Origin of the sequence: Novipirellula sp. (assembly GCF_041583735.1) — a bacterium.
In the GTDB taxonomy this organism is placed as follows: Bacteria; Planctomycetota; Planctomycetia; order Pirellulales; family Pirellulaceae; genus Novipirellula.
The window spans coordinates 1-14,487 of the sequence record NZ_JBFHFD010000166.1 but is presented as its reverse complement, the minus strand read 5'-3'; the positions used below and the strand labels follow the sequence as shown (position 1 = coordinate 14,487).

Sequence of the window (14,487 nt, the reverse complement as noted above, 5' to 3'; positions counted from 1 at the left end):
CTGCGGTCCAGCCCGATCGCTCGTCAAATCTGTCCCGCGTCCATCGTGACCAACGGTCGCTGAGAATGTGAAGTGTAGCGAATCCCATCCATGGCCGAATCGTCCGTTTCTGGTAACCGGTCAAGAACTCACTCTTTAGCGGCGAGACGTTTCGCGTTTTTTAAGGAGCCGACGGTTTCAGTTTGCAAACGTCCGGTCATGCAGAGGAAACTCGGTCGATGCCTCCGTTAACCGAACCGGACTCGGCGACGTTCTTTCACAACCGCAAGCACAAGATGATGTCGCTACGACAGGTTTCAATGCAAAACAGATAAGTCGGAGGCCTGTTTCAAGTCGCCGGATTCTTGGCAGGATGCCTTGTTGCGACTTCGGATTGCCGAACGTTATGGGGGCTCAAAAATCGATTTGAGTTAATTTTGCTGAGTATTCTCGGATTCAGTCGAAACTGTGCTGTTTTTTACGTGTTATTCATCCATCGATTTGTAATAGTGACGAGGTTGATGCCACGTTTTCTGTTGCAATGCGACTCGTAATTAGCGGGCAACTCACACTCTCTTCCCAATTGGACTTTCGTCATGAATCACACAATGAATTTGCTTTCGCGGACGCTGCTTTCTGTTTCCATTTCGGCAATATCGCTTGGCGGCGTTTCGGTGGCAAAGGCCGAAACAAAAACGGGAGAGGTAAAGACGGCAGAAAAGAAAGCATTGGATACCGATGAAAAAGGACGTACGGTGCACCGCGAGGCGGCGGAACGCCCTGAGGATGACCGGGGGTGGTTTATCGCGTCCAAAGCAACGTATTGGCCGCTATGTTACGAGGCTCTCGATCGTCTCGAAGAATCACGTGCACTCGTGGGTCAGGGACAAAACGACAAGTTGGCTCTTTCGCTCGAAAAGAACGCGGCTTGGTTGGGCTTGGCTGGGTCTGCGGCGATGACCAATGGACTAGCGGGGATCAATTCGTGCCGAGAACGGCTCGAAGAACTCGCCGAGACGCTGCGTAACGACAAGGACGTGCCGTCGGATCAAAAAATCCACGATTGCATCACCCTCGGCGAACTGTGCATGGCCAAGTCGCATGTCATGCGAGCAGACGCACCCGATCAAGCGGATGTCGAAATAGATCAAGTACCATCGAAATCGAAATCGAAAACAAAAACGACAAGTGTGACGCTGAAGGAAGCAGAAAAAGAAATTCGGCAGGCACAGATTGAAGCTCGCATTGAACAGTATCGCTACGACGCGGGACAAAGTGTTCGTCATCTCGCTGTGGCACAGACCTACCTGCAGGAAGCTGCCAAGGCGGGAGGATTCTCGGTGCCAAAATCGATCTTGGCTGAATTGCCCGATGCGGACAGCTTCAATGACCGCGATGACATCGCCGAAGAGTATGACGAGGCGGTTCGTCCACGAATCGAAGAAATGCTGGCATTCATCGACAAACAACGAAAATCGCTAATTGCGTCGATTGATGGCAAATAGATATTGATGGCAAATCGATGACGTTCGACAACGCGATTGATTTCGCGTTGTGATGGGGGACCGCTAGCCCAAGTCAGCTAGCTCCTACCAATGCTATCTATGTTTGGGCACTCGACTTGCTTCCTTCCCCCCGCCAATAGAGACTGCTGCATAAGTTTGCCGTTTTGGCCAAGGCGGTGATGTGTTTTTTCGTCACTTCCTTCGCCAGAGGGTGGTGATTCACAGCGGACAGCAACCATCCACGCTCTGGCGAGCGTAGCTACCCGAACGCAAATGCCGTAATTCGCCACCTTTAAATGCCTCACCACGTTGTATTTTGCCGGTTGTCGTGATTATTCGTAATTGTGCGATGGTTCGCAAAAGTTCGGTTAGAGGGACGGTCGATAATTCAGGATGACGTTCTGCTTGGTTTTTATTCCTTGCATGTGGCCGATTCCGATCTCCGTCAATGACGTGGTGACCAGGCCGCTGCAAAGCTGTTTGGTTCTATGTCGAGTGCTGCTTCCAACGACGGTGCAAACGGAGACCGCGACGCGAACTTAGTTCGCGACGTCGTCGCTATCGTTCTGGTCGCGATGACGCTGATTGCGACCGTTTCGATTATCACACGCAGCCCCGCCGACCCGATCGAAAGGCCGGTCTGGCCGATCAGCGCCCTCTACGCTCCGAACAATTCGGTCTATCCCACCAACCCTACCGTAACCAACGCGTGCGGCTATTGGGGAGCGGTGATTTCCTCGGCGTTATTGGACGCATTGGGGCTTGCTGCGGGGTTGGTGATTGCCGCAGGCGGCGGGGTGGCGACAGCGCTATTGTACCGCGGCCGCTTGAATGCTCCGGTGCTGCGATCACTTGGCGGAACCATCGTCGTAATTGGTGTGGCAACCGCCGGCGGTTTGTTGCCGATGCAACTCGAGCAGATGCCGGTGGTGGGCAACGGAGGCTACCTCGGTGCGATGACATCGACGTTTTTGCTTGAGCATTTTGCTCCCGCAGGGGCCTGGATCTTGGCGTCCACGGTCATTGCCGTCGGTTTGTTGTTGACCACCGACTATGCACTGCTGTATGCCGGAAAACGAATTTTGGCAAGCGGCGCGATGGTTTCGAAAAGCGGAATGCGCCGCGCCGTCAACGTCATGCCGGTCACCGTGCGACGTCGCCGAAAAGCGTTTACCGATCTGGAAGAGCCGATCAAGATCGAAGGGGACGAGCTTGGAAAGCCCACTCAGGCTGAACCAACCGCTGCGGACGCGAATGCCGACCAAGCGAACGATTGGGCCAACCGCGAACCGAAAATCAAGTTCAAGAAGTCCCGCCGCAAAGTCGCGTCCAACGACGAATCCGACACTGTCGCCGCCGACGCGGTGGGAACGGCGACGATGGATGCACCCGAAACGCCAACCAGTGATGCGGCGACTGCGACCCCACAAGACTCGGTTGTCGATCCGGCGACCGGTGACGAGTACGTAGAGACGCACGAGGAAACGCCTGAAAGCGAGCCGGTGCTACGAGATCTCGAGGTCGACGATGAAACCCTGCATCTTCGTCAAGACGAGAAACACTCGCTGACGAATCCCAAAATCAAAGTGCCCAAGCGAAAGCAGCAAGCCGACGCGAAACAGGAACTGTACGACAATGTCCAAGAATCGGCGCCGTATGGCGCCGAGGATTATCGCTTGCCGCCGATCGAATTGCTCGAACAGAGTGATGACGTTAGCTACGACGAACAATTGATCGAAGTGCGACGCAAGGCACAAATTCTCGAAGATACGTTCAAGGATTTTGGGTTCAACATTCGTGTCGTCGAAATCGAAACCGGTCCGGTAATCGCGCAATACGAAATTGAACTCGAAGCCGGATTGCGACTCAGCAAAATCACCGGTTTGGCGGACGACTTGGCGATCGGACTGCGGGTGCCGAGCGTTCGTATCGTCGCCCCGATCCCAGGCAAAAATACGGTCGGAATCGAAGTTCCAAACGAGAATCGCCAAGTGGTGCGACTGCGTGATGTGATCGAAGAATCGGACATGAGTCGTTCGAAGATGAACATTCCGGTGTTCTTGGGCAAAGACGTATCGGGCAACCCGATGGTCGTCGGGCTCGAAAAAATGCCTCACCTGTTGATCGCGGGCCGAACCGGTACAGGTAAGAGTGTTTGTTTGAATGCGATCATCACTTCGATTTTGATGATGTGTCGTCCAGACGAAGTTCGGATGTTGATGATCGACCCCAAAATGGTCGAATTGAGTGGTTATGGCCGCCTGCCTCACTTGATGCATCCGGTGATCACAGACATGAAAAAGGCGGAAGCGATCTTGGCTTGGGCGGTCGAGAAGATGGAAGAGCGTTACTCGCTGCTGGCCAAAGCCGGAGTGCGTCACATCAATAGCTACAACGATCTTGGCCGCGAAGAGATCCTGCGGCGGTTGGATATGGACGAAGCCGACGATGCGGACGGCGTCCCCGACAAATTGCCCTTTATCGTGATCATCGCCGACGAAATGGCGGACTTGATGATGACCGCTGGCAAGGATGTGGAAACGCACATCATTCGTTTGGCGCAAAAAAGTCGAGCGGTGGGAATCCACTTGATTCTGGCAACACAAAAACCGACCGTCGACGTCATCACCGGTTTGATTAAAAGTAACTTGCCCGCACGTTTAAGTTTCCAAGTTGCAAGTAAGACTGACAGCCGCGTCGTATTGGACGAAAACGGGGCCGACAAATTGCTCGGTAACGGCGACATGTTGTTCTTGTGGCCGGGAACCAGCACGTTGATTCGTGGACAAGGCACCTATTTGTCGGACGAAGAGATCGATGCAGTGGTCGATCACTGCAGTCTCGGCGAACAAAATTTTGTCGGCGAGTTGATGAACTTGAAAGTCGACGACGGAGACGACTCGGATGCTGGAGCGGTCGGCGACATCAAGAATCGCGACGAGTTGTATGAAAGTGCGATTGAAGTTGTGATTCGCGAAGGACGCGGGTCGTTGTCGTTGCTGCAGCGTTGTTTGGGGATCGGTTATGGCCGGGCTGCTCGGCTGATCGATTTTATGGCCGAAGACAAAATCGTTGGCGAATACAACGGGTCCAAGTCGCGCGAAGTTTTGTTGACCATGGAAGCATGGCAGAAAATGCAAGGATTGGATCCCGAACAGGGGGATGATCCAGGCGATGCCAACGTCATCGAAGGTTCCGTCGCCAACGACGACGACGATTCGGAAGAGTACGGAGAAGAAGAATACGAAGAGTACGAGGAAGACGATATCGTCTAAACGCATTGCCGGCCCATCACGATTATGTCGGTCTGGCGTTTATAGCGGTGTAGCGCGGGGCCGCCCGGTAAATTTTGAACGTCTTACCCGCTGCGAAACAGGTAGGCAGGTGTCTTTCGGCATATCAGCCGTTTTGGCCAACGCGATGAAGCATTTCTGAGTCGTGTTTTGCCAGGTCATCACGACCCGACGCGTCCGTTTTGAAGTTGCGTTATTTGCTGTTGCGGAGCGACATATTTCGATAGCCTCGGACTTTCGTCCGAGGATTTTCGCCAGTATCAATCGAGTCCCAACGGGACGTTTTGTGACTTGATCGTTCGCCACAGAACGTCGCTCCGCGACGGGGTGCCAATTTCAGAACCGATAACCTTGGACTAAAGTCCAAGGCTATTCCCAAAAGTGCCTCCGGCACAAAAACAGCAACTTCAAAACTGACGCATCGGGTTGCGATAAAAACGCAACATCAAAATTTACACATCCAGGTTATGAAAAACCGGGCGGCTCGCGCCGCACCGCTACTAAAGTAGATGGCCATTGACGCGGGGTCTGCCCCCCACCACGATCACGAACGACTCAAACAAATTGCGTTTTTCACGAGTGCTGTTGGGTCGCGACGCTAGTCCGCTTGGAAACTTCGCGACGTTTCGAGTTCCAATGCATCGCGAAGAAATTCAGATTGTGCCGCACGAGCGGTGTCGAGCAATTCGTTTGTATCACGAAGCAACATCGTCCACTGCAAATCTTCGGTATTGGTGATCTCACAAATGTGATTGGCGGCTTCGGTGATCGAATCAAGACCACAGCTGCTTGCCGTGATCGCCAACAGGGAAGCATGTTCCTGGAGAGCCCGCAGGTCTTGTTGGTTCAGTGCGGCGGCGAGCCGCTCAACGTTCATGCCAATTTGGATCGCGGCTTGCTTCCCAAGGGCGAACGCACCGGATGCGACCGCGAGCGCGTTTTGGTCGACCGTGCTGGCAAAATGCTCGACAACTTCAGGATCGAATTGAGTTCCCGCACATCGACGCAGCTCGGCGATCGCTTCGTCGTGCGTGCATCGCTCGCGGTACACGCTGCTCGAGATCATTGCATCATAGCTGTCGGCGATCGTCAGCAGTTTTGCACACCAGGCGACTTGTTCGTTCTCGATCGTTTCAAGCTCCGAAAGCGGACGTGATCGTTGGCCTTGCAAGCGAATTGCTTGATGGGCTGAAATGATGGCCGTTAATTCATCACAGTTGAATGTGTTGGTGACGATTTCAACGCCAATCCGATCGTTCCGGCTCATCAATTCCCACTCTTGCTCGGTCAAACTACCCGGTTTGTTCAAGACGTTGTCGGGAACCCCCACTTTACCGATGTCGTGCAGCAATGCTGCAATTTCCAGCACATAAATTTGTGCGGGATCCAGTACGTTGGCGGATGCGCGAGAACACCAATGAGCGACACGACGACTGTGTTCGGCCGTTTTCGCATCTCGGTACGAAAGCGCCGACATCAGTGCGGTGACGGCTTGATATGAGATGTCCAATCGTTTCGGCTTCGCGGTGGCTGCACTGTGTGAGGCCTCTTCCATCGTTGCCATGTTCGTGTTGTACGCGATCACACGATTTCGGCCTTCGCGTTTCGCAACGTACAGACAGGCGTCCGCTTGGTTGATCAATTCTTGAGGATCGGCTGGATTGAAACGCAATTCGGACACCCCGAGACTGGCGGTTAGGGTCAGTTCGGCTGGATCTTCTAATCGGATTGCGGCGATCGCCTCGCGTGTCTTCTCCGCTTCGTGGATCGCTTGTTGCAGTGTCATGTTCGGGAACACGACACAGAATTCCTCACCCCCGTAACGACAAACAAGACCGTGGTCTTGGTGCATTTCGCGAATCACTTTCGACACGCGGCGAAGCACTTCGTCACCGATATGGTGACCATAGGTGTCGTTAACACTCTTGAAATGGTCATTGTCGACCATGATGCACGACAGCGGGGTGTTGTCCGTGTGCGCGGCCCGCCAGTGCGCGTCAAATCGTTCAAAGAACGCGCGACGATTCAAACATCCAGTCAACGCGTCTTGCGTCGCCAGGATTTCCAGTTCGCTGTTCTTGCGTTCGATCTCGTCACGACTGCTGCGAAGCATGCCAAGCATCTTTTCGAGTTCTTCGCGATGCTCTTCGACATGCGTGACGTCACGGAAGGTAGCCAAGGCACCACGTTGATTGTCGTCGCCCCCGAGCGGTGCTGCGTTGACCGAGAAAATCCGATTTCGACCATCGACCAAACGGTAATGAAGCATTTGTTCGGATTGAAGTTCCGACTGGTCGATCGCAGCAATCCAGGGATAGGTCACGGCTTCGTCCGAATCGGATTCGCTGCCTTGAGGGAGCGTCCACGACAAATCGCTCGCTTTTTTCTTTGCGAGATCTTCAAGTGGAATTCCGATCGTTTCGGTAAATGCACGATTGGCGAGCACGATTTGACCGTGCTCGTCCAGCACCAGCAAACCTTCGGCGAGAGTGTCCAAGGCGCGGCGGACCCGATCGGGGACCACCTGAGTCTTGCGAAAAACACCCATGATCTTCGCGACAAACAAGGTGTACGACGCCAGACCCGCGATCACAAAAAAGCCGACCAAACGGTACACTGAATGCTCGGTCAGCGGTGCCCATGAACTGGATGCCGGTTTCCGGAAACAGAATTCGACGTTGCCCCACGAGCGACGATTCAGCGTGATCGGGACACGCACGCCCTCGATGCGGTCGCCGTCTCCAGCATTGCCGTTTTGTTCAAAGTGCGCCCACATCTCGCGATGGTGACCGGTATCTAAACGCAGCGTCCCCAGATCGCTCCGCAATCCGATCGACAAGATGTCCTCATTCCGCTCGACTTGTGTTCGCAGAATCGTGGTGAGATCCACCCATTGTTGACGGCGTACGTGGGCCGATGCGTTGATGGCAATCGATTCACAATAACGTTGACGCGCACGCATCTCCACCGACTCTACGTCTGGGATTAATCCCAGCCATTGGCCGCCGAGGATAAGACTGACACCGACGCACACCAGTGCAAAGGCCAGTCTTAACGATGCGATGAACTCACGTAACAAAGAAAACGAGTCCTAGTACAAATTTAATTAGGGGGGAGGACGTCAAAATGTGAAATCTACCTAGTTAGACGTCACGCTCAATTGTTGATTACGGCTAAAACGACACTTGCAAAATCAATTCGATAATTGATCCGGCGGGGTAATGTCAGGTTGACTTGTCAGGTCGTAACGGTTGTGATCTTTAGGGCCACTCGAACGCTCTCGGGTGTTGTTCATCAAATCTCTCGTTCCCGTTGGTAAATGAGAGGTGACATTTCGGGAATTGGCTTGCGTCCTACTAACGGTGTGCTATGTAGAACGCTTACGAAAGTGTTAATCGAGGAACGAATCGATGCCTGTCTTTTTCTTTGGATCCGTAATCCGGTGAGCGTTCAGCAGTTCGGTAGGGTCAATCATCCGCCACGCTGGCATGCTTCCAAATATGGTGGTTAACAACACGCCACCACGAAGTGCCCAAAGCACGTACCCGACGGTGGCAATGCCTGTCCCTGCGCCGATCGCGCCGACTTGTTCAATGCCAAAAAAGGTCGAATCACTTTTGGTGAGTTGCCCCTCGTTCCACTGTTCCCAACTAATGGCATGCGTCAGGTCTACCACCAGTAGTTGTTCGAGCATTTGAGTCTCGGGGCTGACCCGATGACGCACTTGCATTTGAGTTGATCCTCCAAATGTAAACTCCGGTCCTCGCGGCTCGTGTTGTTGTCCGGTTACATTTGTATGGATTCCAAGCTGATCGGTCACAGCCGGAGTGTGCAGCGAGTGGGCAGCGTTTTTCTCTGTGGTCGAATCGAGGTTCTCGGTAATTGGGTTGTCGGCACTGCCCGGTGGCGGCGTTGCGGAGCCGCCGAGGGGTGACGTGACGCCATTTTCGGTCTCAGTATCGTTGTCACGCGGATCAATGTCCGACGAATCGCTGTTCGCGTTCTGATCCCCTTGGTCGGTGCTGTCATTCGCGCCGTTGTCGCCGCCGTCGTTCGAATCGGTCCCGCTATTACCGCCGCCGCCACCTGCGGTGACCGTGATCGCGACGGTAACGATGTTGCTGTCGAAGTAGCCGTCGTTGGCGAGATAAGTAAAAGTGTCCGTTCCGAAGAATCCGCTGGCCGGGATGTAGACGAAACTTCCGTCCAGCCGCTCGGTCAATACGCCGTTTTGCGGACCCGAGACCAAGTGCAGTTGCAGCAGATTGCCTTCGTGATCGCTGTCGTTTGCGAGTACCCCAGGAGACGCGATCGACAATGTTTGTCCCGAAATCACCGAATAATGATCGTCTCGAGCCGTCGGAGCCTCGTTCTCGTTGATCACGTTCACTGTGAAATCGGTGAAGCTGGTCGATCCGTCACTCGATTGGGATCGAACCGTGATCGTGTGAGCGGTTTGGGTTTCGTAGTCAAGACTTCCTGCGACGGTGACGACACCGGTGCTGGAATCGATGGCGAAACGTCCGCCCGCGTCATCGGAAAGCGAATACGTAACGACGTTGGTCGTTCCATCTGCGTCGGTTGCCTGAGCCGTCAATCCGACCAGCGTCGTCGTGGTCGCGTTTTCGCTGACGACGTTCGCCGTCGCGTCGACGTCACTGGCTTGAGTGACATCGAATTCGTCGACATCATTTAAGTTAACCGTGAACGTTTCTTCGTACTGCCCGCCCGCTTGGTCGATCACACGAACGACGATGTCATGTTCAGTATTTGTTTCAAAATCGAGCCGACTTGAATCCAAGACATGAATATTGCCCGCAGAGTCGATGCTGAAACGGCCACCCGCGTCATCGCTAAGCGTGTAGGTGAAACTGTCGCCAGTATCGATGTCGCGTGGGGTCACCGTGCCGACCCACTGACCATCGCCGAGGTTCTCGTCGATGGTTAAATCCGTAGTCGTCATTCCGTAGGGAGTGTCGTTGCTACCTTGGATCGTGATCGTGATTTCAGCCGTGCTGACGAGTCCTGCTGCGTCACGCATCGTGTAAGTGAACACCTCGCTTAGCGTGTCACCCGAAGTTCGCAAGGCTTCAACGGTGGCGTTGTTATTGTCGACCACATAGCTGTACGATCCGTCACTGTTGATCGTGATGTCGCCGAACGCTCCACTGACACTGGTGCCAACCGATCCCGAAGCAGTGACTTGTGATCCTGCCGCTACGCCGCTCACCGCCTTGGTATCACCCGCGTCCAGATCGGTATCGTTGCTGAGCAGGTTCCCTGTGGGATTGGTTCCAGCGGTTGCATTTGCCGTTCCTCCGGCTTCGACAGCGGTGGCGTTGTCATCGCCCGCGGTCGGAGCGTCGTTCGCACCCTGAATGGTGACCGAAACCTGGGTCGTTGACGCTGCCCCATTGGCGTCGGTCATCGTGTAGGTGAACACGTCGGTCAGCGTGTCACTGCTGGTCCGGAGTGCTTGGACGGTCGCGTTGTTGTTGTCGACCGTATACGTGTAGCTGCCGTTCGCCGCGATCGTGATCGAGCCATAGCTTCCCGTGACCGCGGATCCAACTGACCCGCTTGCGGATGCTTGCACGCCAGCGGCAACCCCATCGACTGTTTGGCTATCGACGGAGTCAATGTCGGTGTCGTTGCTGAGTACGTTGCCGGTCGCATCGGTCCCCGCGGTACTATTAGCCAATCCGCCCGCTTCGACCGCGATGCCGCTATCGACCATGGCGGTTGGTGCGTCGTTTTGGCCTTGGATCGTGACCGTGATCTGCGTGGTCGAGGTTGCCCCGGCCGCATCGGTCATTGTGTAGGTAAAGACGTCGTCCAGCGTATCACCGCTATTGCGAAGCGCCTGAACCGCCGTGTTATTGTTGTCGACGATGTAGCTGTACGAGCCGTCGGAATTGATCGTGATCGCACCATACGTGCCAGTGACCGACGATGCGACCGATCCCGATGCCGATCCCGTCACCCCAGCCGCAACACCACTGACCGATTGGGTCTCGCCATTGCCAACCGAGTCGACATCGGTGTCGTTGGTTAGCACGTTGCCGGTTGGGCTTGTTCCCGCGGTTCCATTGGCGGTGCCGCCAGCTTCGACCGCGATCGCACTGTCGACCACGGCCGTTGGCGTGTCGTTTTGGCCTTGGATCGTGATCGTGATTTGCGTGGTCGCATCCGTACCGGATGCATCTACCATGGTGTAGGTGAACACGTCTTGCAGCGTATCACTGGCGGTTCGCAAGGCCTGGACAGCGGCATTGCTATTGTCGACGACATAGGTGTACGAACCGTCCGAGCTGATGGTCACTGATCCATAGGATCCGGTCACCGACGAACCGACACTGCCCGACGCGGATGCCTGGACGCCCGCCGCCACGCCTGCCACGTTTTTAGTGTCTCCCGCGTCCACGTCAGTGTCATTGCTGAGCACGTTGCCAGTCGGATCGGTGCCCGCAGTACCGTTGGCCTGCCCTCCGGCTTCGACCGCGGTCGGAGTGTCCGCAGTCGCAACCGGGTTATCGTTGCTGCCTTGAATCGTAACCGTGATTTCAGCGGTACTATCGAGTCCGTCAGTGTCGACCATCGTGTAAGTAAACACGTCGGTCAACGTGTCGCCTGAGGTTCGCAGTGCCTGGACCGCGGCGTTGTTGTTGTCGACGACGTAGCTGTAGGATCCGTCGGAATTGATAGTGATCTGGCCGTAGGTCCCCGACACCCCGGTTGCCACCGAGCCCGATGCACTGGCTTGCGAGCCGGCCGCAACGCCGCTGACCGTTTTCGTGTCGCCCGAGTCCAAGTCTGTGTCATTGGTCAACACGTTGCCGGTCGGATTGGTGCCTGCGGTGGCATTCCCGACACCGCCGGCTTCGACCGCCGTAGCCGTATCATCGACCCCGACCGGTGCATCGTTCGCCCCTTGAATGGTGACCGATACCTGCGTCGTCGACGCCGCCCCGTCGGCGTCGATCATCGTGTAGGTGAAGACGTCGGTCAGCGTATCACTGCTGGTCCGCAACGCCTGCACCGCGGCGTTATTATTATCGACCGTGTAGATGTAGACGCCATTGGCAGCGATCGAAATCGAACCATAGCTGCCGGTGACTGCCGAGCCCACCGAACCGCTTGCCGACGCTTGTACTCCGGCGGCCACGCCATCGACCGTTTTGGTATCACCCGAGTCGACATCGGTATCGTTGGTCAAAACGTTGCCGGTCGGATCGGTCCCCGCCGTGCCGCCTGCATAGCCGCCCGCTGAAACCGCAGTAAGAGTGTCAACGACGGCAACGGGATCATCGTTCGCGCCATGCAGCGTGATCGTAATTTGGGCGGTTGAATTCAGTCCCGCGGCATCCGAAACCGTGTAAGAAAATACATCGGTGATCGTATCGCTGGCGGTTCGTAGTCCCTGAACGGTCGCGTTATCGTTGTCGATGTTGTAGGTGTAACTGCCGTCCGAGTTGATTGTGATCGCACCAAAGTTCCCGGTGATCGATGAACCAACCGACCCGCTGGTCGATCCCACGACTCCTTGTGCAGCGCCCGTGATCGACCATGTGTCACCTGCGTCGACCTGGTCATCGTTCGTCAGCACGTTGCCCGAGGGATCGGTACCGGCGGTGCCATTGGCGATGCCACCCGCTTCGTAAGCATGGGCGCTGTCGACCGTCGCAACCGGAGCGTCGTTGGCTCCTTGGATCGAGATCGTGACCTGGGTGGTCGACGTCGCACCCGAGAGATCTTCGACCGTATAGGTAAAGATGTCGGTCAGCGTGTCGCCGCTGTTGAGCAGGTCCTGGACCGTTGGGTTGCTGTTATCGACGGTGTAACTGTAACTGCCGTTCGAAGCGATGTTGATCGAACCGAACAACCCCGCGACGCTTGATCCGACTGAGCCGGTGGCCGAACCGGTGGTGCCGGCTGTCACTCCGCTGACGACGAGGGTATCGTCAGCATCCTGGTCGCTGTCGTTGGCCAGCACGTTGCCGGTCGGGTTGCTGCCTGCGGTACCGTTGGCGGTGCCGCCGGCTTCCACCGCGGTCGCCGTATCAGCGACCACGTCCGGATTGTCGTTGGTACCACGAATCGTAACGGTAATCTGTGTCGTCGAACTTAGACCGTCGGTATCTTCCATTGTGTAGGTGAAGACATCATCGAGACTTTCACCACTGGTTCGCAGATCCTGGACTGCGGTGTTGTTGTTGTCGACGTTGTAGGTGTAGCTGCCGTCGGAATTGAGAGTGATCGAGCCATACAAACCGGTGACCATCGTCCCGACCGAACCAAATGCGGATCCTTGGACTCCCGCCGCCACGCCCACAACGGTTTTGGTATCGCCGCTGTCAACGTCGGTGTCGTTGGTCAGAACGTTCCCACTAGGATCGGCCCCGGCCGAACCATTGCCGCTTCCGCCCGCTTCATACGCGGTTGCCGTATCCACGACCGCAACCGGTGCATCGTTGGCGCCCTGGATGGTCACGGTGACTTGCGCCGTCGATTCCAGCCCCGCGGTGTCGTGCATCGTGTACGTATAGACTTCTTGCAGCGTGTCGCTCGCAGTTCGAAGGGCTTGGACGGCAGCATTGTTTTGGTTGATGGTATAGGTATAGCTTCCGTCGCTGTTGATCACGATTTGGCCATAATTGCCCGTAACCGACGCACCGACCGATCCCGAAGCCGATCCCACGTTGCCGAGCTGGACGCCAATCACCGATTTTGTATCGCCCGCGTCGACATCGGTGTCGTTAGCGAGCACATTACCGGTTGCGTTGCTACCCGCCGTGGCGTTGGCAACCCCACCCGCTTCGACGGCGATCGAAGTGTCGTCGGAGGTTATGGGAGCATCGTTTTGGCCATCGACCGTGATCGTGAGTTCCGTAGAGGAGACGTTCATAAACGCGTCCTCCATCGTGTAAGTAAAGATGTCGGTGACGTGATCACCGGAGGTCAGTAGTGCTTCAACCGCAGCGTTGTTATTGTCCAGTGTGTATGTGTAGGTGCCGTCGGTGTTGATCACGACCGTGCCGTAGGTGCCGGTCACTGACGTGCCCACATTCCCGCTGGCCGAACCAGTCGAACCTGCAGCGACGCCGGTCACTGTCTTGCCGTTGTTGGAGGCGTCATTGTCGAGCACGTTGCCCGAGGGATTCGAACCAGGGGTGGTGTTATTGATCCCGCCCGCTTCTTCGGAGGTGGCATGATCCGCTTCGGCTACCGGCAAATCGGTGCGTCCGTCAATGGTGATGACCAACTGCGTCGTCGACGCCAATCCGCCGGTGTCCTGCATCGTATAAGAAAACGTTTCCGAAAGCGTGTCGCCATCGTTTAACGCTTCGACCGCGGCGTTGTCGTTGTCCAGCGTGTAGGTGTAGCTTCCGTTGGAGTTGATGACCAACGAACCGTAGGTTCCTACCACCGTGCTGCCGACATTGCCTGAGGTTGTTCCTTGAACGCCGGTTGCCACGCCGGTCACCGTCTTGGTATCGCCCGCGTCGACGTCCGTGTCGTTGGTGAGCACGTTGCCCGACGGATCGGTTCCCGAAATATTGTTCAAGATGCCGCTGGCTTCGGTGGCGGTCGCCGCATTGGCGACAGCCTCGGGCGCGTCATTGGCACCGGTGATCGTGACCGTGATCTCCGCAGTCGAGTCGGCGCCGCTGGCGTCCTGGATCGTGTACGTAAAGACTTCCGACAGCGAT

Annotated in this window: 4 protein-coding genes; 2 read left to right on the top strand and 2 right to left on the bottom strand. The window is 55.8% G+C overall.

All coding sequences use genetic code 11. The annotated features are described in order from the left end of the window. The first annotated feature begins 575 nt into the window (after nucleotides 1–575). Together ABX962_RS14330 and ABX962_RS14325 are read left to right on the top strand one after the other, a co-directional pair. Nucleotides 576–1,484 (top strand): hypothetical protein, encoded by a 909-nt coding sequence (locus ABX962_RS14330; RefSeq protein ID WP_372720517.1) that lies wholly within the window; start codon nucleotides 576–578, stop codon nucleotides 1,482–1,484. 488 nt (nucleotides 1,485–1,972) lie between these two features. Beyond that, nucleotides 1,973–4,759 carry a DNA translocase FtsK 4TM domain-containing protein gene (locus ABX962_RS14325; protein WP_372720515.1) on the top strand — a complete coding sequence of 929 codons (2,787 nt, stop codon included), beginning with the start codon at nucleotides 1,973–1,975 and terminating at the stop codon, nucleotides 4,757–4,759. A 616-nt stretch (nucleotides 4,760–5,375) separates the two neighbouring features. Here the strand turns inward: ABX962_RS14325 and ABX962_RS14320 are convergent. Beyond that, nucleotides 5,376–7,739 carry a diguanylate cyclase gene (locus ABX962_RS14320; RefSeq protein ID WP_372720513.1) on the bottom strand — a complete coding sequence of 788 codons (2,364 nt, stop codon included), beginning with the start codon at nucleotides 7,737–7,739 and terminating at the stop codon, nucleotides 5,376–5,378. A gap of 429 nt (nucleotides 7,740–8,168) precedes the next feature. Beyond that, a partial coding sequence (locus tag ABX962_RS14315) for a VCBS domain-containing protein (protein ID WP_372720511.1) occupies nucleotides 8,169–14,487 on the bottom strand: 6,319 nt, incomplete at its 5' end.